The sequence below is a fragment of the Serratia sp. CY37869 genome (genome assembly GCF_052168895.1).
In the GTDB taxonomy this organism is placed as follows: Bacteria; Pseudomonadota; Gammaproteobacteria; order Enterobacterales; family Enterobacteriaceae; genus Serratia; species Serratia ureilytica.
In genome coordinates this window covers 298,897-324,667 of sequence record NZ_JBJNLU010000004.1, presented here as the reverse complement: position 1 = coordinate 324,667, position 25,771 = coordinate 298,897, and the positions used below count along the sequence as shown (strand labels likewise).

27 protein-coding genes are annotated in these 25,771 nt (G+C 64.0%); 4 read left to right on the top strand and 23 right to left on the bottom strand.

All coding sequences use genetic code 11. The features are described from left to right. The first annotated feature begins 81 nt into the window (after window positions 1–81). The gene (locus tag ACJ8J1_RS20250) at window positions 82–1,284 is read left to right on the top strand and encodes an MFS transporter (RefSeq protein ID WP_033641778.1); all 1,203 of its coding nucleotides are present in this window, start codon (window positions 82–84) and stop codon (window positions 1,282–1,284) included. 1 nt (window position 1,285) lies between these two features. On the opposite strand, the gene fucP is transcribed toward ACJ8J1_RS20250, so the two are convergent. The 7 genes from fucP to ACJ8J1_RS20215 are packed head-to-tail and all read right to left on the bottom strand — an operon-like array spanning window position 1,286 to window position 7,447. Continuing rightward, window positions 1,286–2,515: an L-fucose:H+ symporter permease gene (fucP, locus tag ACJ8J1_RS20245; protein WP_033641777.1), complete on the bottom strand. Its 1,230-nt coding sequence runs from the start codon at window positions 2,513–2,515 to the stop codon at window positions 1,286–1,288. A gap of 40 nt (window positions 2,516–2,555) precedes the next feature. Beyond that, the gene (locus ACJ8J1_RS20240) at window positions 2,556–2,915 is read right to left on the bottom strand and encodes an L-rhamnose mutarotase (RefSeq protein ID WP_033641776.1); all 360 of its coding nucleotides are present in this window, start codon (window positions 2,913–2,915) and stop codon (window positions 2,556–2,558) included. Continuing rightward, window positions 2,912–3,688, bottom strand: a complete 777-nt coding sequence (locus tag ACJ8J1_RS20235; RefSeq protein ID WP_033641775.1) for an SDR family oxidoreductase — start codon at window positions 3,686–3,688, stop codon at window positions 2,912–2,914. The genes ACJ8J1_RS20240 and ACJ8J1_RS20235 overlap by 4 nt, the downstream gene beginning before the upstream one ends. Further along, window positions 3,666–4,529 carry an amidohydrolase family protein gene (locus ACJ8J1_RS20230; protein ID WP_033641774.1) on the bottom strand — a complete coding sequence of 288 codons (864 nt, stop codon included), beginning with the start codon at window positions 4,527–4,529 and terminating at the stop codon, window positions 3,666–3,668. The genes ACJ8J1_RS20235 and ACJ8J1_RS20230 overlap by 23 nt, the downstream gene beginning before the upstream one ends. Window positions 4,530–4,543: 14 nt before the next feature. After that, the gene (locus ACJ8J1_RS20225; RefSeq protein WP_033641773.1) at window positions 4,544–5,821 is read right to left on the bottom strand and encodes an L-fuconate dehydratase; all 1,278 of its coding nucleotides are present in this window, start codon (window positions 5,819–5,821) and stop codon (window positions 4,544–4,546) included. Window positions 5,822–5,835: 14 nt separating this feature from the next. Beyond that, a complete protein-coding gene (locus ACJ8J1_RS20220) occupies window positions 5,836–6,681 on the bottom strand; it encodes a fumarylacetoacetate hydrolase family protein (protein ID WP_033641772.1) in 846 nt (281 codons plus the stop codon). A gap of 25 nt (window positions 6,682–6,706) precedes the next feature. Further along, window positions 6,707–7,447, bottom strand: a complete 741-nt coding sequence (locus ACJ8J1_RS20215; RefSeq protein ID WP_033641771.1) for an SDR family oxidoreductase — start codon at window positions 7,445–7,447, stop codon at window positions 6,707–6,709. A 236-nt stretch (window positions 7,448–7,683) separates the two neighbouring features. On the opposite strand from ACJ8J1_RS20215, the gene ACJ8J1_RS20210 reads away from it, so the two are divergent. Then, the gene (locus ACJ8J1_RS20210; protein WP_033641770.1) at window positions 7,684–8,442 is read left to right on the top strand and encodes a FadR/GntR family transcriptional regulator; all 759 of its coding nucleotides are present in this window, start codon (window positions 7,684–7,686) and stop codon (window positions 8,440–8,442) included. A gap of 125 nt (window positions 8,443–8,567) precedes the next feature. Then, entirely contained in the window at window positions 8,568–9,710 is a 1,143-nt protein-coding gene (gene ampH, locus ACJ8J1_RS20205; RefSeq protein WP_025305189.1) for a D-alanyl-D-alanine-carboxypeptidase/endopeptidase AmpH, read from the top strand. 34 nt (window positions 9,711–9,744) lie between these two features. On the opposite strand, the gene hpaC is transcribed toward ampH, so the two are convergent. The 11 genes from hpaC to ACJ8J1_RS20150 all read right to left on the bottom strand — a co-directional run bounded on the left by hpaC (window position 9,745) and on the right by ACJ8J1_RS20150 (window position 20,404). Continuing rightward, window positions 9,745–10,260, bottom strand: a complete 516-nt coding sequence (hpaC, locus tag ACJ8J1_RS20200) for a 4-hydroxyphenylacetate 3-monooxygenase, reductase component (protein ID WP_016929186.1) — start codon at window positions 10,258–10,260, stop codon at window positions 9,745–9,747. A gap of 16 nt (window positions 10,261–10,276) precedes the next feature. Beyond that, window positions 10,277–11,839 carry a 4-hydroxyphenylacetate 3-monooxygenase, oxygenase component gene (gene hpaB / locus ACJ8J1_RS20195; RefSeq protein ID WP_004933158.1) on the bottom strand — a complete coding sequence of 521 codons (1,563 nt, stop codon included), beginning with the start codon at window positions 11,837–11,839 and terminating at the stop codon, window positions 10,277–10,279. Window positions 11,840–12,017: 178 nt separating this feature from the next. Further along, window positions 12,018–12,914, bottom strand: coding sequence for a 4-hydroxyphenylacetate catabolism regulatory protein HpaA (gene hpaA / locus ACJ8J1_RS20190; RefSeq protein WP_004933161.1), 897 nt, complete (start codon window positions 12,912–12,914; stop codon window positions 12,018–12,020). 34 nt (window positions 12,915–12,948) lie between these two features. After that, on the bottom strand, window positions 12,949–14,319 hold the full coding sequence (hpaX, locus tag ACJ8J1_RS20185; protein ID WP_021505400.1) for a 4-hydroxyphenylacetate permease: 1,371 nt from the start codon (window positions 14,317–14,319) through the stop codon (window positions 12,949–12,951). A gap of 3 nt (window positions 14,320–14,322) precedes the next feature. Further along, entirely contained in the window at window positions 14,323–15,117 is a 795-nt protein-coding gene (gene hpaI, locus ACJ8J1_RS20180; RefSeq protein WP_033641769.1) for a 4-hydroxy-2-oxoheptanedioate aldolase, read from the bottom strand. A 76-nt stretch (window positions 15,118–15,193) separates the two neighbouring features. Then, window positions 15,194–15,997 carry a 2-oxo-hept-4-ene-1,7-dioate hydratase gene (gene hpaH / locus ACJ8J1_RS20175; RefSeq protein ID WP_033641768.1) on the bottom strand — a complete coding sequence of 268 codons (804 nt, stop codon included), beginning with the start codon at window positions 15,995–15,997 and terminating at the stop codon, window positions 15,194–15,196. A 14-nt stretch (window positions 15,998–16,011) separates the two neighbouring features. Beyond that, on the bottom strand, window positions 16,012–16,398 hold the full coding sequence (locus ACJ8J1_RS20170) for a 5-carboxymethyl-2-hydroxymuconate Delta-isomerase (protein WP_004933172.1): 387 nt from the start codon (window positions 16,396–16,398) through the stop codon (window positions 16,012–16,014). 50 nt (window positions 16,399–16,448) lie between these two features. After that, the gene (hpaD, locus tag ACJ8J1_RS20165) at window positions 16,449–17,522 is read right to left on the bottom strand and encodes a 3,4-dihydroxyphenylacetate 2,3-dioxygenase (RefSeq protein ID WP_087762955.1); all 1,074 of its coding nucleotides are present in this window, start codon (window positions 17,520–17,522) and stop codon (window positions 16,449–16,451) included. 37 nt (window positions 17,523–17,559) lie between these two features. Continuing rightward, window positions 17,560–19,014: a 5-carboxymethyl-2-hydroxymuconate semialdehyde dehydrogenase gene (gene hpaE, locus ACJ8J1_RS20160; RefSeq protein WP_033636981.1), complete on the bottom strand. Its 1,455-nt coding sequence runs from the start codon at window positions 19,012–19,014 to the stop codon at window positions 17,560–17,562. Further along, window positions 19,011–19,775: a fumarylacetoacetate hydrolase family protein gene (locus tag ACJ8J1_RS20155; RefSeq protein ID WP_033641766.1), complete on the bottom strand. Its 765-nt coding sequence runs from the start codon at window positions 19,773–19,775 to the stop codon at window positions 19,011–19,013. Before ACJ8J1_RS20155 ends, hpaE begins: the two co-directional genes overlap by 4 nt. Continuing rightward, on the bottom strand, window positions 19,772–20,404 hold the full coding sequence (locus tag ACJ8J1_RS20150) for a fumarylacetoacetate hydrolase family protein (RefSeq protein ID WP_033641765.1): 633 nt from the start codon (window positions 20,402–20,404) through the stop codon (window positions 19,772–19,774). Before ACJ8J1_RS20150 ends, ACJ8J1_RS20155 begins: the two co-directional genes overlap by 4 nt. 325 nt (window positions 20,405–20,729) lie before the next feature. On the opposite strand from ACJ8J1_RS20150, the gene hpaR reads away from it, so the two are divergent. Continuing rightward, window positions 20,730–21,182, top strand: coding sequence for a homoprotocatechuate degradation operon regulator HpaR (gene hpaR, locus ACJ8J1_RS20145; RefSeq protein WP_033641764.1), 453 nt, complete (start codon window positions 20,730–20,732; stop codon window positions 21,180–21,182). A gap of 56 nt (window positions 21,183–21,238) precedes the next feature. On the opposite strand, the gene ACJ8J1_RS20140 is transcribed toward hpaR, so the two are convergent. Genes ACJ8J1_RS20140 through ACJ8J1_RS20120 form a run of 5 tightly spaced genes read right to left on the bottom strand, consistent with a single transcriptional unit; the run spans window position 21,239 to window position 25,677 of the window. Continuing rightward, window positions 21,239–22,030 carry an SDR family oxidoreductase gene (locus ACJ8J1_RS20140; protein WP_033641763.1) on the bottom strand — a complete coding sequence of 264 codons (792 nt, stop codon included), beginning with the start codon at window positions 22,028–22,030 and terminating at the stop codon, window positions 21,239–21,241. A gap of 4 nt (window positions 22,031–22,034) precedes the next feature. Then, the gene (locus tag ACJ8J1_RS20135; RefSeq protein WP_033641762.1) at window positions 22,035–22,832 is read right to left on the bottom strand and encodes a MoaF C-terminal domain-containing protein; all 798 of its coding nucleotides are present in this window, start codon (window positions 22,830–22,832) and stop codon (window positions 22,035–22,037) included. An 11-nt stretch (window positions 22,833–22,843) separates the two neighbouring features. Further along, window positions 22,844–23,626: an SDR family NAD(P)-dependent oxidoreductase gene (locus ACJ8J1_RS20130; protein ID WP_033641761.1), complete on the bottom strand. Its 783-nt coding sequence runs from the start codon at window positions 23,624–23,626 to the stop codon at window positions 22,844–22,846. Then, entirely contained in the window at window positions 23,619–24,209 is a 591-nt protein-coding gene (locus ACJ8J1_RS20125) for a DUF3156 family protein (protein ID WP_033641760.1), read from the bottom strand. Before ACJ8J1_RS20125 ends, ACJ8J1_RS20130 begins: the two co-directional genes overlap by 8 nt. Beyond that, a complete protein-coding gene (locus ACJ8J1_RS20120; RefSeq protein WP_033641759.1) occupies window positions 24,184–25,677 on the bottom strand; it encodes an APC family permease in 1,494 nt (497 codons plus the stop codon). The genes ACJ8J1_RS20125 and ACJ8J1_RS20120 overlap by 26 nt, the downstream gene beginning before the upstream one ends. Window positions 25,678–25,771 lie beyond the last annotated feature (94 nt).

Below are 25,771 nucleotides of genomic sequence, written 5' to 3'. Positions count from 1 at the left end.
CCAATGTTGCGCATTCAGGCCAGTTTATCAGCCATTTTGGCGCGGATACACTGGGGTTCTTCATCTGTTGGGAGAGTCATTATGAGTGCCTTACACGCCGACGGCGGCGCAAAAGCGTGGCTGGCGACCTTCGCGGTCGGCCTGTCCACCTTTACCGTCGTCACCGCAGAAATGCTGCCCGTCGGGCTGCTGACCCCGATCGTCAGCACCCTGAACGCATCGATCGGCCGCGCCGGGCTGCTGATTTCCCTGCCGGCCCTGTTCGCCGCGCTGTTCGCCCCGCTGGTGGTGCTGGGCGCCCGGCGCACGGACCGCCGCAACCTGCTGGCGGGCTTTCTGCTGCTGCTGATCGCCGCCAACCTGCTGGCCGCCGCCGCCACCTCCCTGGCGCTGCTGTTCGCTGCGCGCATTCTGCTGGGCTTTTGCATCGGCGGTATCTGGGCCATCGCCGGCGGGCTGGCAGAACGCCTGGTGCCGCCGGCCTCCGTCGGATTGGCGCTGTCCATCATCTTCGGCGGCGTAGCGGCGGCCTCGGTGTTCGGCGTGCCGCTCGGGGTATTCCTCGGCGAAGCGCTGGGCTGGCGCATGGCGTTTCTGGCGGTCGCCGTTCTGGCGGCGCTGACCCTGCTCCTGCTGGTGTGCGTGCTGCCGCCGCTGCCGGTCACGCAGGCGATCGGCTGGCGGTCGTTCACCGCGCAACGCGCGAATCGCCAGCTGCTGACCGGGCTGCTGCTGACGTTTCTGCTGGTCGCCGGTCACTTTATGGCTTACACCTTTGTCCGTCCGCTGCTGCAGACGGTCGCCGGCATCGAAAGCCGCTGGGTGGGGCCGCTGCTGTTCGCCTACGGCATCGCCGGCCTCGTCGGGAATTTTATCGCCGGCCAGGCCGCCGCTAAACGACTGCGCCGCACCCTGGCGCTGATCGCCCTCGGGCTGGCGCTCGCCGTCCTGCTGCTGCCGCTGCTGGGCCACACGCCGCTGAGCGGCGGCGCCTTCCTGCTGCTGTGGGGCATCGCCTACGGTGGCGTTTCCGTTGCGCTGATGGCGTGGATGCTCAAGGCGGCTCCCGATGCGGCCGAGGTCGCCTCTTCACTGTATATCGCGCTGTTTAACCTGGCGATTTCCTGCGGTTCGCTGTTGGGCGGGCTGGTGGTGGATGCCGGCGGCCTGACGATAAACGGCGCGCTGTCCGGCCTGGTGCTGCTGCTGGCGTTGGCCATCCTGATGGGGACCCGGCGGCAGATGCCGAAAACGGCGGCGAAGGCCGATTCGCCGCCGGGTTGAATCAGGCGCGGCGCTGCCGCAGGCCGTAAACCAGCACCACCGCGAAGCACAACAGCGGCAGCAGATAAGAGAGCGCGGTGCTGTAACGGTCAGCCAGCGCCCCCATAAAGTACGGCATGATGGCGCCGCCGACGATCGCCATGATCATAAAGGAGCTGGCGCGCTTGGTGTGTTTACCCAGGTTTTTCACCCCCAGGGCGAAAATGGTCGGGAACATGATCGACATAAAGAAGAATACCGCGATCAGCGCCACCACCGACACGCCGTCAACGCTCAGCATCACCACGCCGCACAGCGCGATGTTGATCAGCGCATAGGCCGCCAACAGCGTCGCCGGCTTGACTCGCCCCATCAACCAGGTGCTGAAGAAGCGCCCGACCATAAAGCAGATCATGGCGATCGACAGCAGGTAAGAGGCGCTCTGGTTAGACACCTCGCGCCAGTGTTCGGTGGCATAGTTGATGAAGAACGCCCCTACGCCCACCTGCGCCGCCACGTAAAAGAACTGCGTGATAACCCCGCCGACGAAATGCGGATGCTGCCACAATCCCTGCGCTATCACGCCGTGTACCGGTTTTTCCTCTTCGCGGATCGCCGGCAGCCGGGTGCGGCTGAACAACAGCGCGATCAGCAGCACCAGCACGGCGATCGCCACATAGGTCATCTTCACCGCGCTCTGATCGCCGCCGCCGGCGGACTGGCTGGCGGAGAAGAACAGCGTGCCGCCGATCAACGGGCCGATAAACTGCCCGAGGCCGTTGAACGACTGGGCCAGGTTGAGCCGCCGTTCGGCGCCCTGCGCGTCGCCCAGCACCGTGGCGTACGGGTTGGCGGCCGTTTCCAGGCAGCCCAAACCGCTGGCGATAACGAACAGCGCGAACAGGAACACGCCGAAGCTGTTGGCCGACGCCGCCGGCACGAACAGCAGCGCCCCCAGCGCATACAGACACAGCCCGACCAGAATGCCCGCCTTATAGCCCTTGCGGTCCATAAAGTATCCGGCGGGCAGCGCCACCAGGAAATAGGCGCCGAAATAGGCCGCCTGCAACAGCCCCGACTGCGCCTTGGTAACGTGCAACGTCTCCTGAAAATGTTTGTTTAATACGTCCAGCAGGCCATAGGACAGCCCCCACATGAAGAACAGGCTGGTGACCAGGATAAAGGCCCAGCGCAGATTGGCGGTCACGGCGACGCCCGGCTGCGCGGAGGCCGCACTTTTTTCAGCAAGCATGGTGATACCCTCGTATCGTCTGGCGATGATGATGTTGGCGTTATTGCTGTTGCAGAGAAAATATCCGCGCCATTTCCACCCATTTTTCGCCCTGCGGCGTCCAGGGGGTGGCGGCCTGGTAGTGCCACATCAGCGCTTCCCATCGCTGTACTTCGGGGTTGTTCAGGCTGGCGGCGTCAAAACGCACGGCATCGAAATCGGCGCTGACCTCCACGATCATGAACAGCCGGGTGCCCAACCGGTAAATCTCCATGTCCAGAATGCCGTGCTCGCGCAAATGCGCGGCGATGCCCGGCCAGATGCGCTGATGCTGCTGCTGGTACTCCGCAATCAGCGCCGGTGAGTCAATCAGATCGAGCGCCTGGCAGAAACGGCGCCGCCCTGCCGCCGCGCCGCTCACGTCAGCGCCCGATCGAGATGCAGGTAGCCACCGTCCACCGACAGCCATTGCCCGGTGGTATGCGACGACCGCGACGACAGCAGAAACGCCACGGTGTCGGCGATCTCTTGCGGCGTGGTCATGCGCTGCCCGAGCGGAATGCGCGCGGTGATCTTCTCCATCTGCCGCTGCGGGTCGGCGAAGGTGTTGAGCCAGCGCTGGTACTGCGGGGTAATCACCTCCGCCGGCACCACCGCGTTCACCCGCACCCCATCATGGCGCAGCGACACCGCCCATTCGCGCGTCAGCGCCAGCACCGCGCCCTTGGCGGCGGTGTAGCCGCTGGTGCCGCCCTGGCCGCTGAGCGCAGTCTTGGAGGCGATGTTGACGATGACGCCCCGGCTCTCCCGCAGCGCCGCCTGACACAGGTGCGCCATCAGGTAGTAATGCACCAGGTTCTTTTCCAGCGAGCCGACGAACGCTTCGCGCCCCGCCTCTAGCCCGACGCCGTCGTTGACCCCGGCGTTGTTCACCAGCCCGTCAATGCGGCCGAAGGTCGCCAGCGTCTGGCTGACCGCCCGGCGGCAGGCCGCCTCGTCGCACAATTCGGTGAGGATCACCTCGGTGCGCGGCTGCAGCCGCTGCAAATCGGCCAGCAGCGCCGCCTCCGGCGCGGCGTTGGTGACCAGCACCGGGATCGCGCCTTCTTCGGCCAGCACATGAGCAATCGCCGCGCCGATGCCGGCACCGCCGCCGGTGACCAGCACCACCTTATCTTGCAGATACAGATCCATAACCAGACTCCGTTAAACCGTAAATTCGCCAGGCGGTGTCGCCCCAAATCGCCGCCTGCTCGGCGGCCCCCAGCGTCGACAGCGCCCGTTCGCACAGTTGCACCACCTGGCGGTAGTCGCCGGCCAGCAGGCACACCGGCCAGTCGGAGCCGAACATCAGCCGCTGCGGGCCGAACGCCTCCAGCGCGGCGTCGAAGAACGGCAGCAGTTCTTCCGCCCGCCACCGGCCACCCGGCGCCTCGGTGATCAGCCCCGACAGCTTGCAGACCACGTGCGGCAGCGCCGCCAGCGGCCGGATTTGCTGCGCCCAGTGCCGCGCGCCGCGCGCGATGTCCGGCTTGCCGAGATGATCCAACACCAGCCAGTGTTCATCGTGGCAGGCGGCGAACGCCGCCGCGGCCGCCAGATGCCGATGCGTCACCAGGATCTCGTACACATACCCGGCGCGCTGCAGCGTTTGCATGCCGCGTTCCACCTCCGGCCGCGCCAGCCAGGCCGCCGGATCCGCTTCGTCCTGCACCTGATGACGCACCCCGCGCAGCGCGCTGTAAGGCCGCAAGGCCTCCAGACGCTGCGCCAGCTGCGGCGCGGCGATATCCAACCAGCCCACCACGCCGCATACGCCCTCGCTCTGCTCAGCCAGCGCCAGCAGGGCCAGCGTCTCGTCCTCGCTGGGGCGCGCCTGCACCGCCAGTGCGCCGTCGAAGCCGTGTTCCTGCAACAGCGGCCGCAGCCGGGGCGGATCGAAATCCTGTCGCAGCACGCGCATCCGCTCGTCGATCCACGGGTAGTGCTGCGGGTGGTAGCGCCAGTAGTGCTGGTGAGCGTCGATGCGCGGCATGCGATCCTCCCGGCTCACCCGCGGAACCGATACTGCTCGATCGAAGACGGATGCATCTCGATCGAATAGCCGGGACGGCTCGGCGGCATGTAGGCCGCGCCCTTGATCACACAGGGATCGACAAAGTGTTCATGCAAATGATCGACGTACTCGATCACCCGGCCTTCGTGGGTGCCGGCGATGCACAGGTAGTCGATCATCGACAGGTGCTGCACGTATTCGCACAGCCCGACGCCGCCAGCGTGCGGGCAGACCGGCAGCTGGTATTTGGCCGCCATCAGCATCACCGCCAGCACTTCGTTGACGCCGCCGAGGCGGCAGGCGTCGATCTGCACCACGTCCACCGCGCCGCGCATGATGAACTGCTTGAACATGATGCGGTTCTGGCACATCTCACCGGTGGCCACCTTGACCGGCGCCACCCCTTCGCGGATGCGGCGATGCCCCTCCACGTCATCCGGGCTGGTCGGTTCTTCGATAAACCAGGGGTTGGCGAACGCCAGATGTTTCACCCACGGAATGGCCTCGCCCACTTCCCACACCTGGTTGGCGTCGATCATCAGCCGGCGATCCGGGCCGATCACCTCACGGGCGATGCGCACCCGGCGAATGTCGTCTTCCAGATCGCGCCCGACCTTCAGCTTCAGGTAGGAGAAACCGGCGTCGACCGCTTCCTGGCACAGGCGGCGCAGCTTGTCATCCGGGTAACCCAGCCAGCCGGCGGAGGTGGTGTAACAGGGGTACCCTTCCTGCAGCAGCCGCTCCAGGCGCCGTTCTTTGCCCTCGGCCCGCTGTTTCAGCAGCGCCAGCGCTTCCTGCGGCGTGATGCAGTCGGTGATGTAACGGAAGTCGATGCAGCGCACCAGTTCCTCCGGCGTCATCTCCGCCACCAGCCGCCACACCGGCTTGCCGACCGATTTGGCCCACAGATCCCACACCGCATTGACCACCGCGCCGGTCGCCAGGTGAATGGCGCCCTTGTCCGGCCCAATCCAGCGCAGCTGGCTGTCGCTGGTGAAGCGCCGCCAGAAGGCGCCCATGTCGGCGGCGATCGTCTCCAGTTGCTCACCGACGATCTGATGTTCCAGCGCGCGGATCGCCGCACAACAGATCTCGTTGCCGCGGCCGATGGTGAACGTCAGCCCGTGGCCGCTGAGATCCGCGCGATCGGTCTCCAGGATCACGTAGGCGGCGGAATAGTCGGGATCCGGATTCATGGCGTCGGATCCGTCCAGCCCCAACGAGGTGGGGAAACGAATGTCTTCAACCCGCAGTGCGGTAATGGTGGTCATGGCGGCGCTCCCGGTTAAGCCTGTACGGTTTGCTGGCGCTGTTCGCCCAGCCCTTCGATGCCCAGACGCATCGTCTGGCCCGCCCGCAGATAGACGGGCTGCGGTTTCTGCCCCATGCCGACGCCCGGCGGCGTACCGGTGGAGATCACGTCGCCCGGCTGCAGGCTCATAAAGCGGCTGAGGTAGCTGACGATTTGCGGAATGCGGAAGATCATGGTGCTGGTGTTGCCGTCCTGATAGCGCTTGCCGTCCACCTCCAGCCACAGGTTCAGGCTGTGCGGATCGGCGATTTCGTCGGCGGTCACCAGCCAGGGGCCGATCGGCCCGAAGGTGTCGCAGCCTTTGCCCTTGTCCCAGGTGCCGCCGCGCTCAATTTGATATTCGCGTTCTGAGACGTCGTTGATCACGCAGTAGCCGGCGACGTGGCGCATCGCGTCTGCTTCGCTGATGTAGCGTCCGCCCTGGCCGATCACCACGCCCAGCTCCACTTCCCAGTCGGTTTTCTGCGAGCCGCGCGGGATCTCCACCCGATCGTGGGGGCCGATCACCGCGCTGGTCCATTTGTTGAACACCACCGGTTCCTCAGGAATGGCGGCACCGGTCTCCGCCGCGTGATCGGCGTAGTTCAGGCCGATGCAGATAAACTTGCCGATGCTGCCGACGCAGGCGCCGAGGCGCGGCTGCCCTTCGACCAGCGGCAGCGTGGCACTGTCCAGCGCGCGCAGTTTGGCGAGCGACGCCGGCAATAACGCGGCGCCCCCCACGTCGGCGATATGCTGCGACAAATCGCGCAGGCGGCCTTGCGCATCCAACATGCCGGGGCGCTCTTGCCCGGGTTGCCCGTAACGTAAAAGTTTCATGCCTTCCTCTCTCAAAAATGGCGGCTCAGTTGCTCCAGCCGCCGTCGATGATCTGCACCGTGCCGGTGGTGTACGAACTGGCGTCGGAGGCCAGATACAGCGCCAACTGGGCAATTTCCTCGGTGGTGCCGATGCGCCCGATCGGCTGGCGGGCGACGAACGCCTGATACACCTCTTGCTCGCTACGCCCCTGCTCGCGCGCCTGCTCGGCGATGCGCTGACGCAGCGACGGCGATTCCACCGTGCCGGGGCAAATGGCGTTGCAGCGGATGCCCTGGGTGACGTAATCCGCCGCCACCGAGCGCGTCAGGCCAATCACCGCCGCCTTGCTGGCGCCGTAGGCGAAGCGGTTCGGCACCCCTTTCACGCTCGAGGCCACCGAAGACATGTTGATGATCGAGCCTTTGCCGCGCGCCAACATGCCCGGCAGGAAGGCGCGGATCATGCGGAACATCGCAGTGACGTTGAGATCGAGCGCGAACGCCCACTGATCTTCGCTGCAATCGAGGATCGATCCGCTGTGCACCACGCCGGCGCAGTTGAACAGCACGTCGATCGGGCCGATCGCTTCCGCCGCCGCCGCGATGGCGGCCGGATCGGTGACGTTTAGCGTCAGCGCGCGGATCCCGGCGCAGTCCTGCAGGCGCTCGAGGTTGATGTCGCTGGCGATCACGTCGGCGCCGGCGGCGGCGAACAGCCTGGCGGTGGTGAATCCGATCCCTTGCCCGGCGGCAGTGATCAGTACGCGTTTCCCGGTTAAATCCATCTTGACTCCTCGGCCTAAAGGTCTAATGGTCAGGCCACTAAAGGCGGTTAAAGGTCAGGCCTCTAACATGACAAAAGACGCTTTACGCGTTATCGTTGGGGGAAGAAGTTAATAAAAACAGCCTTGAAACTGCATTTCAATTAACCATTTTTTTACACTTGAATAACGATTACTCAAGCGCCTTGTCGCATAATTGTGCGCCAAATCACTGAACGCCGAATCGTCAAAGGTCAAAAATGCCGATTACCCGACTGGAAAACCCAAGGATTTACAGACAGATAGCTGACCAGCTCAAACGTCTTATCGAGAACAACGAATTTCCGCCGGGCAGCCGCCTGCCCTCGGAGCGCGATCTTGCGCAGCAGTTGCAGGTCAGCCGCGCGTCGGTGCGCGAGGCGCTGATCGCGTTGGAAGTGATTGGCCTGGTGGACGTCAAGGTGGGCAACGGGGTGATCGTGCGTTCGCAAACGCCGCCGCCGGCGTCGCAAGAACCGGTCATGGCCCAGGCCGGCCGCAACCAGTGGGCGGAAATCGACGACGAACTGAATATCGAGCTGGATTTCAACGCCGAGCTGCCGCCGTTTTCACTGCTGCAAACCCGCCTGTTGATCGAACCGGAGACCGCCGCGCTGGCCGCGCGCCACGCCACCGACGAAGAGCTGGCGGGCATCCGCGCCGCCTATGAGCAGAACTGCCGCGATAACCGGGCCGGCTCCGCCACCCACCCCGGCGATCGGCTGTTCCACATCCGCATCGCCCAGGCCAGCGGCAACCCGGCCTATGCGTTCATCATCGGGCACCTGCTCGGCCACCGTTACGGCAGCATGTTCCGCGTGCTGCAGCGCCACTATACGCCGGACGACATGCCGCACCGTTCCGAGCTGGAACACCGGGCGATCCTGGCGGCAATTGAAGCGCGCGACGTGCGCGGCGCCCGCAAGGCGATGAAGGCGCACCTGGACGAAGTGATCGCCATTTTCGCCCGCGCGCAATAGGCCGCGGCGGTTAAAAATTTTTATCGCCACCGCTCTTTTTTCTACATGCAGCAGGGGCCTGGGGGCATTACACTGGGCGACGAATAACGCCCTTTCCCGCTGCATTGTTAAATGGATAACGACCGTTGAAGAACTCTGTCTCCGCTTTATTGCTGGCGCTGGGCCTGTGCGCCGCGCCGCTGGCCGTGCAGGCCGCGCCCCCGCAGCTGGCTTCGCAAATCGTCGACCAGTATGCCGAACATATTTTCTACAACAGCGGCGCCACCGGCATGGCGCTGGTGGTGATCGACGGCAATCAAGTGGTTAACCGCAGCTTTGGCGACACCAAGCCCGGCAACAACCTGCGCCCGCGCCCGGATTCGCTGATCCGCATCGCCTCGATCACCAAGCTGATGACCAGCGAAGTGATGGTGAAGATGGCGGCGGCAGGCCAGGTCAAGCTGACCGACCCGCTGCGCAAATATGCCCCCAAGGGCGCCTATGTGCCGGCTTACAACGCCGGCCAGCCGATCACCTTATTGAACCTGGCGACCCACACCAGCGCGCTGCCGCGCGAGCAGCCGGGCAAGAAGCCGCCGAAAACGCCGGTGTTCACCTGGCCGACCAAGGCCCAGCGCTGGCAGTGGCTGGCGCATGCCAACATCACGACGCCGCCGGGCGTGCACGCCGCGTATTCCAACCTGGCGTACGATCTGCTGGCCGATGCGCTGTCGCGCGCCGCGGGCAAGCCATACAACGCGCTGCTGAAAGAGAAAATCACCGCGCCGCTCGGCATGGTCGACACCACGCTGACGCCGAGCCCTGAACAATGCTCGCGCCTGATGGTGGCGGCGGCCGGCCCAAGCGCCTGTCGCGACACCACCGCCGCGGCCGGCAGCGGCGGCGTCTACTCCACCCCGCGCGACATGCAGCGCTGGATGCAGCAGTTCCTCTCCTCCAGCGCCAGCGGCCCGCGCAAAGCCACCGCCGCCAGCGAGCAAACCATGTACTTCCAGCGCCACGATCTGGTGTCGCTGAAGGGCATGGACGTGCCGGGGCAAGCGGATGCATTGGGATTGGGCTGGGTGTATATGGCGCCGAAGGACGGGCTGCCGGGCATCATTCAGAAGACCGGCGGCGGCGGCGGATTCATCACCTACATGGCGATGATCCCGGCGAAAAACGTCGGGGTGTTCGTGGTGGTGACCCGTTCGGAGCTGAGCAAGTTCACCAACATGAGCGATCCGGTCAACCGCCTGGTGAGCGATCTGGCGGCCAACAAGAGTTGAGATGGGGGGGCGCAGCTGGCTGCGCCCCTAGGCGTCAGGCCGGCACTGCCATCTGATGAATCACCGGATGGAAGTTACGCTTGAAGTAGATCAGGCCGTTGCCCGCTTCGCTCAGCGCGATCTGCTTGATCTGCACCAGGTACATCTGGTGGGTGCCGATGCTCTGGATCTGCTCGATCTCCCCTTCCAGGCTGGCCAGGGTATTGCGCAGCACCGGCTGCCCCAGCGCGCCGAGCTGCCACTCTTCCAGCCGGAAACGATCTTCCATGCTGACGCCGGTCATGCCGGCGAAGTGGCGCGCCATCAGCTCCTGCTCGTGGTTAAGCACGTTGACGCACAGCCTGCGGTTTTCCTGAAACACCGGGTTCATCGCGCTGTTGCGGTTGATGCACACCAGCAGCGTCGGCGGCGTATCGGTCACCGAACACACCGCCGTGGCGGTGATGCCGCAGCGCCCCGCCGGGCCGTCGGTGGTGACGATATTCACCGCCGCCGACAGGCTGGCCATGGCGTCGCGAAAGCGCAGCCGCTGTTCATTTTCCTGAGACATACAACCTCCTCCTGAATTACTTCAGCAGATTATCCAACTGATTAATATCGTCATTGTTCCGCAGGTGCGGCACCTTCCAGCCGTGCTGATCGTAATCGGCCAGGCACTTGTCGACCATCTGCATCATGCGATCCATGTTGCCGGATCCCTGCGCGTGGCGCAGGCACTGCAGGCGGATCTCATCCTGGCTGCCGGCGTAGTTGATCTCATACAGCTCGTGGCGCCCGCCGAACTCGCTGCCGATCGCATCCCACATCAGTTTGAGGATCTTGATGCGCTCAACGTGATCCATGCCGTCCGATCCGCGCACGTAGCGCGCCAGGTACTTGTCGATCTCCGGGTTGTTCATGTCGCGCACGCTGGACGGCAGGTAGATCAGGCCGCTGGTGACGTTCTTCTCGATGATGTGTTTCACCTTGGTGTAGGCCATCGGCGCCATCACGCGGTAGGTTTGCAGCGCAGCGGAATCCGGCAGGTAGGCGCCGTTTTCCCATTGCGTGGCTTCGGCGCACATCGCGTCGCTCAGCGACCAGAACAGGTTGCGCCAGGCCACCACTTCACCCAGATCGGCCTGCACGCCGCGGAACTCCAGCACGCCGGTGCACGAGAGGCTCTTTTGCAGCAGCGCGGTGATGAAATCCATCTTCACCGCCAGACGCACGCAGGCCTGCAGCGGGAACAGCCGGGCGAAACCGCCCTGGGTGCTCCAGCGGCGACAGCGGTCGAAATCGCGGTAGATCAGCACGTTTTCCCACGGGATCAGCACATGATCCATGATCAGGATCGCGTCGTTCTCGTCGAAGCGGCTGGTCAGCGGGTAGTCGAACGGCGAACCGGTCGCGCCGGCCACCAGCTCGTAGGAGGCGCGCGAAATCAGCTTCACCCCTTCGGCGTCCATCGGCGCCACGAACATCAGCGCAAAGTCCGGATTATCGCCCATCACCTGCGCCGAACCGAAGCCGATGAAGTTGTAGTGGGTCAACGCCGAGTTGGTAGCCACCACTTTGGCGCCGCTGACGATGATGCCGGCGTCGGTTTCTTTCTCCACCTGAATGTAGACGTCCTTCACCTCGTTGACCGGCTTATGACGATCGATCGGCGGGTTGACGATAGCGTGGTTGAAATAGAGCCCGGTTTCCTGAATGCGTTTGTACCAGTGGCGCGCGTTGTCGGCGAACTGGCCGTAGAACTCCGGATAAGCGCCCAGCGCGCAGCCGAAGGCCGCCTTATAATCCGGCGTGCGCCCCATCCAGCCGTAACTTTGGCGCGACCAGTCGGCGATGGCGTCACGCTGCTGGCGCATCTCCTCCGGGCTGCGGGCATAGCGGAAGAACTTGTGGGTGTAACCGCCGTTGCCGGTGTCGGTATTCCAGCACAGGCGATCCTGGCTGGCCGGATCGTGCAGCGCGTCGTACAGCTGGCCGACCGAGGCCGCCGCATTGCGGAACGCCGGGTGGGTGGTGACGTCTTTTACGCGTTCGCCGTAAATGTAGATTTCGCGGCTGTCCTGCAAACTTTTCAGGTACTCGGCGCCGGTGAACGGACGCTTGCTGTCGGCACGAAAGTCTTCTGGTTTCATCGGGTCTTCCTCGTAATCGGCATTTTTCAGGCCGTGGAGTCGGCCATTTGTTAAAATAATGTTTTCTTTTGGTTGCTTAATTGAAGCTGCCAAAGCCGGTTTCGAGAAGAGACTTTTGCGGCAATCGCCGGTACTTTTCAGGTCAGTTTGCCGCTTTCGCGGCAAACTGTGATCGCGGTTACGAAAGGGCGTGTTGCGCCGCGCGGTAGGTTGAAGGGGAACAGCCTTCCAGCCGATTGAAAAAACGGGCGAAATAGGCCGGATCCTTGAAGCCGAGGCTGTAGGCGGTTTCATGCACCGTGCAGGCGCTGAACAGCAGCATGCGCTTGGCCTCGCGCAGCAGCCGATCGAAGATCAGCCGCTTGGGCGGCCGGTTGGCGAAGCGCCGACACAGGTCGTTGAGCCGCGATTCGGTCACGCCCAACGCCTGCGCATACTCCGGCACCGGCAGATGCTCGCGGAAACGCTCGTCCACCATCTTGTTGAAGCGTTGAAACAGCTGCAGTTCGCCGCGCACGCCGCTGTTGGCGCTGTCTTCCAGCGCGGTGTTGCGCAGCAGCAACGTGAACACCGCCTGCGCCAACAGCGCCAGCGTCTGTTCGCGCCCGGCCAGGTTCTGCGCGAACTCGCGGCGGATCAGCGCCCAATAATGGCTGAGCGCCGTCAGCTCCTGCGGCGCATCGGCCAGCGACAGGCAGATGCCCGGCATGTCCAGCGCCAGATTGCTGCCGGGATACAGGCGCTCCAGCAGTGGCCAAATCAACTCCTGACGCACCGTCAGCACGTGGCCGTCGCTGTCCGGTTCGGTGAAAAACGCATGCGGCACCGACGGCGGCGTGAGGATGAACAGCGGCGCCTGCACCGAATAGTGCTGATCGTCGAGCTGCAGCTCTATCTTGCCGGTCTCCAGAAAATGCACCTGGAAGAAGCAGTCGTGCCAGTGCACCTGCATGTCGCGGCCGAAGAACGCCGCCAGCCCGGCGAAGGTTTCGTAGTGCACCTCGTCGGCGGCGTAGCGCGCGTCATACTCTTTGCAAATATCGATGTTGGCGATAAAACCGGTACTTTTCCGCACCTCATTACCTCCTGCAATCCTGCCTATCTGCGTATCAAGGCGTCGCTCTCGGGCGCGAATCCTTCATCGGGATGCGCCACACCAGCACGGCGCCGACGATCAACAGCGCCGAGACGAAATACAGCCCGGAGTTGAAGCTGCCGGTCATGTCCTTGAACCAGCCGATCAACAGCGGGCTGAGCGCCGATCCGATATTGCCGGTGGCGTTGATCACGGCGATCCCCACCGCCCGCGCTTCCAGGCTGATCGACTGATCCGGCGTGGTCCAGAAGATCGCCATGGCGGTAAAGGAACCGACCGACGCCATCACGATCCCCAGCAGTTGGATCAGGCTGTGATCGGTGGCGGAAGCCAATAGCCAGCCGGCGGCGGCGAACAGATACGGCAGCGCGGTGTGATGCTTACGCTCCTGCAGCCTGTCGGATCGTTTGCTCCACCACACCATGCCGGCGATGGTGCAGATCTGCGGGATCGCCGCCAGAATGCCGATCGTCACGTTGCTGCTGCCCTGGTTGAAGCTCTGCAGGATCTGCGGCGTCCAGATGTTGATCGCGCTCAGGGTGTTGGTCAGACAGAAATAGGCCAGCGTGTACATCAGCACGATCGGCGTGAAGATCTCGCGCCACAGGCTGCGCTGCTGCAGCGCGCGGTGGCTGCTCGGCCCGTTGGGTTGCACCAGCTGCAGCTTGTCGGCCTCCATCATCGCCTTCAGGCTGGCTTTTTCCTCGTCGGTCAGCCACTTGGCCTTGGCCGGGGTGTCGTCGAGGTAGAACCACACCACCACGCCCAACAGCACCGACGGGATCCCTTCCAGCAGGAACAGCCACTGCCAGCCCTTCAGGTTCATCACCCCGTCCAGCGCCAGAATATAGCCGGAGACCAGCGAACCGATCGCCATGGTCACCGGCATGGCGATCATGAACAAGGCGTTGGCCCGGGCGCGGTAAAACGCCGGGAACCAGTAGGTGAGGTACACCAGAATGCCCGGCAGGAAGCCGGCCTCGGTGATGCCGACGATCATGCGCAGCACATACAGGCTGGTCGGCCCGGTGGCGAACATCGTGCAGGTGGAAGCGATGCCCCACAGCACCATGATGGTGGCGATCCAGCGCCGCGCGCCGACCCGGCTCAGCATCATGTTGCTCGGAATGCCGAAGATCACGTAGGTGGCGTAGAACAGCGTCGCCGCCAGCCCGAACATGGTCGAGCTGAGGCCGAGATCCTTGCCCATCGTCAGCCCGGCGAAGCCGATGTTGATGCGGTCGAGGAAAGAGAAAACAAACAACACGAACAGGAAAATAATCAGGCGCCGAAACAACTTTTTAATCACCGATTGCTCGGCGGCGGTTAACGCTTTATGTTGCTGCGCCGGGTTGGCCGGCGGCAGCGAATCGACGTGGTTCATGGTTCAGTAGACTCCCGATGAAGGCGCTTGCGCCCCGCCCTGTTTGAACTCGTTCGCCAGGGCTTCCGCCGCCCGCGCCAGCAGGGTGGTATCCACCCCTACCGCGACGAACAGCGCGCCGGCTTCCAGATAGCGCTGCGCCAGCGCCTTGTTGGCCATCAAAATGCCCGGCGCCTTGCCGGCAGCGCGGATGCGCGCAATGGCGTCATCGATGGTGCGCTGCACCTCCGGATGCTGCGGATTACCGGCGAAGCCCATGTCGGCGCTGAGATCCGCCGGGCCGATAAACACGCCGTCCACCCCTTCCACCTGCAGGATCGCCTCCAGGTTTTTCACCGCCTCGCGGGTTTCAATCTGCACCAGCACGCACATCTGCTCGTCGGCCTGCTGCAGGTAATCGGGCACTCGGTTCCAGCGCGAGGCGCGCGCCAGGGCGCTGCCGACGCCGCGCACGCCATGCGGCGGATAGCGCGTGGCGCGCACCGCGTCGCGCGCCTGTTCGGCGTTCTGAATCATCGGGATCAATAAGGTTTGCGCGCCGACATCCAGCAACTGCTTGATGATCACCGCGTCGTTCCACGGCGGCCGCACCACCGGCTGGCTCGGGTAAGGGGCGACCGCCTGCAGCTGCCCGAGCACCGTCTGCACGTTGTTGGGCGCATGTTCGCCGTCGATCAACAGCCAGTCGAAACCGGCGCCGGCCAACAGTTCGGCGCTGTAGCTGCTGCACAGCCCGAGCCACAGCCCGATCTGCGGGCGTTTTTCCTGCAGCGCTCGCTTGAAGTGGTTGGTTAACATCGCATTCTCCCTGACAAGCGGGCGCGGCGCGTGGCCCCCGCCCGGTTATTGCGGCTCGGTTCGCCGAGCCTGCTTATTAGACGAAGCGGCAGCTGATGCAGCCCATCGGGCCGTAATCGACGTGGAAAGTATCGCCGCGCCGCGCCGGCACCGGCCGGGTGAAAGAACCGCCGAGGATCACCTGCCCCGCTTCCAGCTCCACCTCATACGGCGCCAGCTTGTTGGCCAGCCAGGCCACGCCGTTGGCCGGATGATTGAGCACCGCCGCCGCCACGCCGGACTCTTCAATCACGCCGTTGCGGTACAGCAGCGCAGAGATCCAACGCAGATCCAGCGCATCCGGCTTGATCGGCCGCCCACCCATCACCACCCCGGCGTTAGCGGCGTTGTCGGAGATGGTGTCGAACACCTTGCGCGGCCGCTGCGTCTCGGGATCGACGTTGTGGCTGCGCGCGTCGATGATCTCCAGCGCCGGAATGACGTAGTCGGTGGCGTTGTAGACGTCGAACAGCGTGCAGTTCGGCCCGCGCAGCGGCTTGGCCAGCACGAACGCCAGCTCCACCTCCACCCGCGGCACGATGAAGCGATCGATCGGAATGTCGCTGCCGTCGTTGAAGAACATGTCGTCCAGCAGCGCGCCGTAGTCCGGTTCGGTGATCTGTGAGCTGACCTGCATGGCGCGCGACGTCAGGCCGATCTTGTGGCCTTTGAGCGCACGCCCCTCGGCGATCTTCAGCGCCACCCACTGCCGCTGAATGGCGTAGGCGTCTTCGATGGTGATCTCGGGATGATCGAGCGACAGCGCGCGGATCTGCTCACGACTCTTTTCCGCCTGATGCAGGCGCTGCACGGCGCGGTTAACCTGCTCTTTATCCAGCATTTACGACCCCTTATTCACGCTTTATTGAACAGCGCGTGGACATTGTTCTGTTTGTAATTCAGCACCGGATCCAGCTCTTCCATGGTGAAAGAGAGCGCCAGGTAGCGCTGCGCCATCAGCGCGGCGAAGTGTTCCTTGATCAGCGCAAACAGCATCTCGCCCACCTGCTGACGGCTTTCCAGACTGCGGCCGTGGCCGATTTTCAACGTCATGTGCACGAAGGCGTAATCCTGCTTGCCGTCGGCCATCTGCCAGGTATCGAGCCAGATGGCCCGGCTGCGCACGCCGGCCAGCGGGAAGATGCCGGTCGCCGCCAGCGCCTCGTTGACCTTGGCGAACAGGGTGGGCAAATCCGCCTCGCGGCGGATGTTGTCGGTACATTCAGCGTAAAAATGGGGCATAACGTTCTCCAGACGGCGCATAGGCGCGAGCGCGGCCCGCGCAGCGGCATTTACAGCGTATTGCCAAGTTTGAAACCTTTTTCCGTATCGCCCTCACGGGTATAGGAAAAACCGTCTGCGCCAATGGTGACGGCCATTTCGCTGGGCGCACTGCGCTCAATGACCGGCTGCGGCTGCCCATCGAGATCCAGCACCAGCGATCCTTCGGTATACCAGCTCGGCACCACCGGATTGCCCCACCAGTCGCGGCGCTGGTTGTCATGCACGTCCCAGGTCACGGTCGGGTTGTCCGGATCGCCGGTGTAGTAATCCTGCGTGTAGATTTCCACGCGGTGGCCATCGGGATCGCGCAGGTAGAGATAGAACGCGTTGGAGACGCCGTGGCGGCCGGGGCCGCGTTCGATCAAATCGGATTTGCGCAGCGCGCCGAGCTTGTCGCAGATGGCCAAAATGTTGTGCTTTTCATGGGTGGCGAAGGCGATGTGGTGCATGCGCGGCCCGGCGCCGCCGGTCATCGCGGTATCGTGTACCGTGGCCTTGCGGCGCATCCAGGCGGCGTAAACCACGCCGTCTTCATCGCGGATGTCTTCCGTCACGCGGAAGCCCAGCCCCTGGATGTATTCCACGGCGCGCGGCACGTCAGGGGTGATTTGGTTAAAGTGGTCGAGGCGCACCAGCGCGCCCGGCGTATACAGATCGTAGCGCCAGGCCAGGCGCTCGACGTGCTGCACGTCGTAGAAAAACTCATACGGGAAACCGAGCGGATCCTCTACCCGCACCGCATCGCCGATGCCTTTGGCGAACCCGTTCACCCGCCGCTCGGTACGGCAGCCAAGCGCCTTGAAATACGCTTCGGCGCGATCGACGTCTTCCGGCGTGCGCACGCGGAAAGCAAACGCCGCCACGGCGGCGACCGGGCCTTCGCGCAGCACCAGGTTATGGTGAATGAACTCTTCCATCGAACGCAGGTAGAGGGTTTTGTCATCTTCGGCGGTCACGACCAGGCCGAGGATATCGACGTAAAATTCGCGTGCGGCTTTAAGGTTCGTGACCTGAATTTCCATGTAGGCACAGCGCACGACGTCGGGAGCAGGGACAGCATCAGTGGTCAGTTTTGTCGTCATTGTTCTCATCTCTTTCGTTATTATTGTGGCCTGAGGCTCAAACGCCCCATTTCGGGATCGGGTGGTCGCCCATGGAAATGCACACGTTCTTCATTTCGGCGAACACTTCGAAGCTGTATTCGCCGCCTTCGCGGCCGGTGCCGGAGGCTTTCACGCCGCCGAACGGTTGGCGCAGATCGCGTACGTTTTGGGTGTTGACAAAAACCATGCCCGCTTCAATGCCGCGGGCCAGGCGCAGAACCTTGCTCACATCCTGCGTCCAGATGTACGACGCCAGGCCGTACTCCACGTCGTTGGCCATGCGCAGGCCGTCTTCTTCTGATTTGAACGGCAACAGGCAGGCCACCGGCCCGAAGATCTCCTCCTGCGCCACGCGCATCCGGTTGTCGACATCCGCCAGCACCGTCGGGCGCAGGAAGTTGCCGTGGCTTAAGCCGGCCGGTTTGTCCGGGCCGCCGGCCAGCAGGGTCGCCCCTTCTTCCACCCCGAGGCGGATATAGCCGGAGACTTTTTCCCAGTGCTGCGGGCTGATCAGCGCCCCCACCTGGGTGTTGGGATCTTGCGGATCGCCCACGCGCAGGCGGTTGGCGCGCTCGGCGAAACGTTTGACGAATTCCGGGTAGATGCTCTCCTGAATGAAGATGCGCGAACCGGCGGTGCAGCGTTCGCCGTTGATCGAGAAGATGGTGAACAGCGCGGCGTCGAGCGCCCGCTCGATGTCGGCGTCTTCAAAGATCAGCACCGGCGACTTGCCGCCGAGCTCCATGGAGAATTTCTTCAGCCCGGCGCTTTCGATGATGCGTCGGCCGGTGGCGGTGCCGCCGGTGAAGGAGACCGCGCGCACATCTTTATGGCGCACCAATGCGTCGCCGGCGGTGGCGCCGTAGCCCTGCACCACGTTCAGCACCCCGGCCGGAATGCCGGCTTCCAGCGCCAGCTCGCCCAGGCGATCGGCGGTCAGCGGCGACAGTTCGGACATTTTCAGCACCGCCGTGTTGCCCAGCGCCAGGCAAGGCGCGGTTTTCCAGGTGGCGGTCATGAACGGCACGTTCCACGGCGACACCAGCGCGCATACCCCCACCGGCTGCACCAGCGTGTAGTTGAGCATCTTGTCGTCCACCGGGTAGGTCTTGCCGTTCATCTGCTGGCACACCTCGGCGAAGAACTCGAAGTTGTGCGAGGCGCGCGGGATCAGCACGTTTTTGGTCTGGTGGATCGGCAGGCCGGTGTCGGCGGTTTCCAGTTCGGCGATCTGCGGCACGTTCTGGTCAATCAGCTCCCCCAGACGACGCATCAGGCGCGCGCGCTCTTTCATCGGCGTGTTGGCCCATTTGGGGAACGCCTCTTTCGCTGCCGCCACCGCCTGGTCGATCTCCAACTGACCGCCGGAAGCCACCTCCGCCAGCACCTCGCCGTTCGCCGGGTTGGTGGTGGTGAAGTACTCTTTGCTGGCGACGTTCTTGCCGTTGATCCAGTGGTTGATGGTTTTCATCGCAGGCTCTCCTCGTAATCTTTTTCACTGATAATGTGGTTAACCAGACGGCCGATGCCCTCGATCTCCACCACCACTTCATCGCCCGGCTGCACGTCGGCCAGCCCTTTCGGTGTGCCGGTGGCGATCATGTCGCCCGGCTGCAGCGTCATGAATTCGCTCAGGTAGGCGATCAGGAACGGAATGTCGAAAATCATGTCGGCGGTGCTGCCGCGCTGGCGCAGCTCGCCGTTGACATAGGTGCCGAGCGCCAGCCGGTGCGGATCGGCGACATCGTCGCGATCGACGATATACGGCCCGATCGGCGTCAGGGTGTCGCGGCTCTTCACCCGCAGATTTGGCCGGTAGTAGTTCTCCAGGTAATCGCGGATGGCGTAGTCGTTACACAGGGTGTAACCCGCCACGTACTCCATGGCGTGCTCACGGCTGACGTTGCGCGCGGTCTTGCCGATCACCGCCACCAGCTCGGCTTCGTAATGCATGTACTCCACGCCGGCCGGGCGTACCGACACCTGACGGTGCCCGGTCAGGGTGTTCGGCGCCTTGAGGAACACCAGCGGTTCTTCCGGCGCCTTGAATTCCAGCTCGCTGGCGTGGTCGGCATAGTTCAGCCCCAGGGCGAACACCGTGCCCTGCGCCGGCGGCAGCCATTCCACTTCGCGCTCCTGCAGCACCTCGCCGTTCGGCAGCGTGACGCGCAGCTGGTCATCCACCTGCACGTTGAAGACCTGGCCATGATGGCGAATACGAGCATGTTTCATGATGCGGCTCCTGCCTGGGTGACGCGGTTGGTCAGAGTGGGCAGGCCGGCGGCGCGCACCGTCACCTCATCCCCCGGTTTGATCTCCACCCGCTGGTGCGGGGTGCCGATCAGCACCGCATCGCCCGGCTGCAGAGTGATGAAGTCGCTGATGGCGGCGATCAGCTCCGGCACCGAGCGCACCAGATCGGCGGTGGACCAGCGATCCCGCTCCACGCTGTTGATCTCGGTGACGATCTCCAGCCGATCGGCAGTCGCCAGCTGGCCGATCTCCCCCAGCGGGCAGAACCCGTCGCGGCATTTGGCCTTGATCGCCGGGCGGTAGAAGCTGCTTTCCGGCAGGCTGACGTCGTTGGCCAGCGCGTAACCGGCCAGATAACGGCCCACCTGCGCCGCCGGCACCTTGCGCGCGGTGTCGCCGATGATCACCGCCAGCGTGCCGCCGCTTTGCACGGTTTCACCGGCCGGAAACGGGATCGCCCCGCCGTTGGCGAGGTGGGTGTTGCGCGGTTTGATAAACCACACCGGGGTTTTGGGCGGGGTTTGATACGGTGGCTGGTGAAACGCCTGATCCCAGGCGTCCAGTTGGCTGCGGTGGTTCAGCGCAACGGAAAATACGGTGCCTTTCATGCGAACTCCTCCAATGGCAAAACATGACAACCGGCATTCATTAACATATTAATGATTACTTTTATACGCTGTGCAGCTTTTACGCAACGCGCTTGGAGTGATTTGTGATCGTGATAACAAAATATTCACAAACAACGAACATTAGCGTGATTATTCAGCGTATTAATCATTTTTCTCGCCATTTTTCGCTGCGCCGCGCATTTTTGCTTTATCCCTGCGGGCAACTTTGGCTACTATTAAGTTATTAACAAAATCGGGCCTGCGGGGTAACAGCCCTGCGGTAAGCGCCGTGACAACGAACACCTTGATAGCTAAGGCCAAACTTATGCATGAATCGTTAACCATCGCCCTGCTGCAGGCGCGCGAAACCGCCATGGGGTTCTTTCGCCCGATCCTGAAAAGCCACAACCTGACCGAGCAGCAGTGGCGCATCATCCGCGTGCTGGCCAACAGCCGCTCGATCGAATTCCACGAACTGGCGGCGGAAACCTGCATCCTGCGCCCCAGCCTGACCGGCATTCTGTCGCGCATGGAGCGTGATAAGCTGATCTTCCGCCTCAAGCCGGTCAACGATCAGCGCAAGCTGTACGTGTCGCTGACCCAGCAGGGTCAGGATCTGTATGAAGAGGCGCGCCACCAGGTGGAACAGGGCTACGCCGAGATTGAAGCCGCTTTCTCGCGGCAGAAAATGGACCAGTTGATGACGCTGCTGGACGAGTTGATCACCCTGGGCGACAGCCTGCCTGCCAACGTCACCGCGCATCCCGCCAAGCAGTGATTTAACCCACCGGAATTCTCAAATTAATTGGCGTTGCAGCCAACAACGCTGCAGCGTCAAGTCAGCAGAGAATTCGTTTCCGGCAACAGCGCGCCGCCGTCCACCACCAGCGTCTGGCCGGTGATGTAGGCCGCCGCCGGCGAGGCGAGAAACACCATCGCCGCGGCGATGTCTTCCGGTTCCCCCAGCCGCCCGAGCGGCACCGAGGCGGCGATCGCCTGATTCACCTGCGCGTCGCCCAGGTTGGCCATCGCCGGCGTGCGGATCATCCCCGGCTCCACGCCGTTGACGCGAATGTTCTCCGCCGCCAACTCCAGCGCCGCCGCGCGAATAAATCCGTTCACCCCGGCCTTGGAGGCCGCATAGTGCGCCAGCCCCGGGTAGGCCACCCGCGGGCCGGTCACCGACGAGGTCACCAGAATGCAGCCGCCGCCCCGACGGCGCATCCACGGCAGCGCCGCCTGCGCCAGAAAGAACGGCGCCATCAGATTGACGCTCAGCGTGCGTTGCAGCAGGGCCGCGTCGATGGCGGTAAACGGCGTCAGCGGAAAATAGGCGGCGTTGTGGATCACCACGTCCAACCGTTGACGGCGCTCACCCACCGCCGCCACTCCCTCGGCAATCTGCCCCGGCTCGGCCAGATCGCAGGCCAGCGCCTGTACGCTCAGCCCTTCGTCCCGCAGCGTTTGCGCCGCCGCCTGCGCCTGCGGCAGCTGCACGTCCGCGATCGTCACCTCGGCGCCCAGCCGAGCAAAGGCGCTGACGATCGCCAGCCCAATGCCCTGAGCGCCGCCGGTCACCAGCACCACCTGCCCCGCGAAGGCATTGGCCGCATAGGTTGCGCTCATCGGCCTATCCTCGCGGGTGGTGCGTGGTGTTCAGCACCTGCGCGTGGGCGCCGACCGCAAAGTTGCTCAGCGCGCTGAAATCGCTGCCCTGATAACCGAGGATCTTGCCGTCGGTGCGCATGCCCTGCAGATCGATCACCACCACGCCCAGCGTCGGGATGATCTTCTCGCGCCAGACGAACAGATAAAGCTGCTCCGCCACCTTCACGTAGTGGCAGCGATCGACGTCCGCCAGCCCTTTCTCCACCCCGTCCAGACACTGCCAGGCGTAGAAGTTGTCGTTCAGGTAGATATGCTCGTACCGCTCGGTCGGGCTGTAGGTGTACATATTGCGCATGCCGATCAGCTCGTCGGTAAAGCCCGGCGGTGCCGCGTCGGCGTCGTCCAGCGTGCCGAAGCGGAATTCGGCCTCGACCGCGGTCAGCGGCAGCCCCTGCTCCACCCGGCTGAAGGCATCGAGCCGCGTCTGCGCTTCGTCCGGCAGCTGGCCGTATACCGCAGTGAAGTTACCCTGATTGCGGTCGCATACCAGCGTAATGCTGGCGTTGGCGCGGGCAGGATCGAGAAAATCGATGAACAACACGCCGGGGCGAATGCTGGTGGCGCGATAGGCGACGCCGCGCCGCGCCCCCCACTCCAGCGTCTGCTCGTCGGTAAACCGACAGCGCTGCGTCGCGCCGTCGCTAAAGCGCAGCGTCAGCGTGGTGCCCGCCAGGCCGTGCTGGCGTTCCAGCGTATTGCTGTGCGGCGCAAAGCCTTCCGCCAGCGCGCCAACCTGAATGAATACCGCTTCTGAACTCATGGAAATGCTCCTTACAGGGAAGTGAAAGCCAGGGTCGGCACATCGACGATGGTGGAGCCGCCGTCGGCCACCAGCGCCGCGCCGGTTATGATTGAAGCCTCGCTGGAACAGAGGAAACGGCAGACGCGGGCGATCTCCTCGGCGCTGGCCGGCCGGCGCAGCGGTACGTCGCGACAGACCATTTGGTAGGCCTGCTCCAGCGAAATCTGATGGGCGTCCATCAGCAGTTGCATCTCTTCGTCCGCCATCGGCGTGGTCACCCAGCCCGGGCACACCGCGTTGGCACGCACGCCCAGCGGGCCATAATCGCGGGCGATGGAACGCATCAGCCCGATCAGCGCATGTTTGGCGGTAACGTAGCCGCAGACCTCCGGCCCGGCGGCCAGCGAGGCGATCGAGGCCACGAACAGCAGGTTGCCGCCGCTTTTAATCAGCTCCGGCAGGCAGGCGCGCGCGCTGGCGAAAGCGCTGTTGAGGTTGCTGTCCATCGCCCCTTGCCACTGCGCGTCGCTCATCTCGGTAATGCGCTTGAAGCCCATGCCGCCGGCGCTGCCGATCAGGCAGTCGATGCGCCCGGCGTCGCGCAGAATCGCCGGCAGCAGCGTGTGGGCCCAGCTCTCGCCGCTGGCAGCGTCGCCCACCAGCGCCTGCGCGCCGATCTCTTGCGCCAGCGCCGCCAGCGGTTCCGGGCGGCGGCCGATGATGAACACCCGATCGCCCTGCGCCGCCAGCAGGCGGGCGCAGGCGGCGCCGACGCCGGTACCGCCGCCGGTAATCACAACCACTCTATTCATGATTCAGCTTCTCCATCAGTTGGCCGATCATCAGCAGGCTGCTCAACAGCAGCCGCCGCTGTTCGGCATCCAGCCGCAGATAGCGGCGGCCGGCCGGTAAACGGCTGACCACCTCCGACGCGGCGAAATGCTCGATATCCACCTGCCAGCGCCCGTCGTTCACCGTCAGCCGCACGCGGCGAAAATCCAGCTGCGCCAGCGTCTCGCCGATCTGCGGGTAGCGCTGCAGGCCGTCCAGCACCCGCTGCGCGGCCGCATGGCGCTGGCGCAACAGATAACGCACCCCGCGCCGCCGCAGCCAGCCGCTGGTCACCACGTCCAGCGTCAGCGGAGGCTGCGCTGCGCACGTGCCCTGCAACCGAAAGCGGTGGCTGACGATATGCGCCATAAACAGCCCCTGCACCTGTTCGCCGATCTCGATCTGCGGCCCCTGCGGCAGCGTCAGCCGCAGCAGGCCCGGCGCCAGGCGTTCGCACGCGTAGGGTTCCAGATTGCGCGCCAGGCGATCCAGCGCGGCGCCCGGCCGATAGCCCGACGGCGCGCGCCGCCAGGCGCGATTAAGTGAGGGAAGTAAGCCGATCAAACTGCGCCTCCTCGTTTTCACCCTTGGCAAATGCGTTCTCCAGCACCTGCTCGACCGGCACCGGCTTGAACGGGTTCACTTTCTGCACGCACAACGTCCAGAACAGCGCATAGGCGGCGGTCAGGCCGATCATCCAGCCGAAGGGAATGTAGATGTCACTCGGGTTCATCCCCGGCGGCGTGATGTAGACGATGGCCAGCACGATGCCGACGCTGGAGACGATTTGCGGCAGCGGGAACCACGGCGATTTATAGGCGCGCGGCAGGTCGGGGCGGCGCACGCGCAGGATCACCACCGAGCAGGTCACCAGCAGGTAGGCCACGCCCCAGGCGCACACCGCCGCCAGCACCAGCGGAATGATCCTGTCGAGGTTGCCCTGAATGGCGAAGGCGTGTACGCAGGGGATCAACACCGCCACCAGAATGCCGACCACCGGCGTTTTAAAGCGCGGGTGCAGATAAGCGAACATGCGCGGCAGCGCGCCATCCAGCGCCATGCCGTACAGAATGCGCGGCACCGCCGCCATCAGCGTGTTGATGGTCGCGGCACCCGCCAGCAGCAGGCCGACGCCCAGCCAATATTTGCCGAACTGGCCCATCACCTGGCTGGCGAACGCCGGGATGGCCATCGGCGTTTCCAGCAGGCGTGTGCCGCTGGCGGCGTCGATCACCACGTTTTCCACCTGGTGGCTGAGCGCCGCGCCATACAGCGCCATGCACACCGCCACGCCGCACAGCCCCAGCGCCATCGCGCGCGGGATCACCCGATCGCAGCGTTTGATCTCCGGCGCCATCGGCGTCACCAGCTCACAGCCGACGAACATGAACATCGCCATGCCGATCAGGCTGAACACCGCGAAGGGATCGTTCAGGCTCAGCGTGCTGCCGAACCAGCCCTCGAGCGGCACCGCATGCGGCGACAGCAGCCCGACGATGCCGAAAATCACCAGCGTGCTCCACATGGCGAAGGTCAGCACGATCTCCGCCTTGCCGAAGGCCTCGATGCCGAACGCGTTGAGCAGGCCGAACACGATTACCAGCCCGACGCCGACCATCCAGGAGGCGTTGTGGCTTTCCATCAGGGTGTTGAGGTGCTCGAAGTTCACCAGCGCCATGATGCCGGAGAGAATGGTCTCGGCGGTGCCGGCGAAGATGTGCACGATCAGGTAGGCCGACAGCGCGCCGGTGATGGCGAAAAAGCGCCCCATGCCGCAGGAGATGTAGTCGTAAACCGAACCGGAGGTTGGCAGCAGCGCCGCCGCTTCGGAGAAGGTGGTGAGCTGCGCCTGCATCATGATGAAGGCGATCAGCATCGCCAGCGCGAAGGTGTCGCCGCCGATGCCGAAGCCGCTGGTGACCGTCAGGATCACCGGGCTGGCCATGATCACCCCGACCGAACTGGCCAGGGTGGTGGGAAAGCCGACCTTGCCTCGAGCCAGGTGGGCGTGCAACCGCGACGACAGGTTCATGGTTATTTCCTCTTATAGTTTTGGCCTGATGCATGCAGGTGCTTGCAGGTTTTTCACCGCCAGCGGCGGTAATCTCACTATAGAGAGGAAAGGA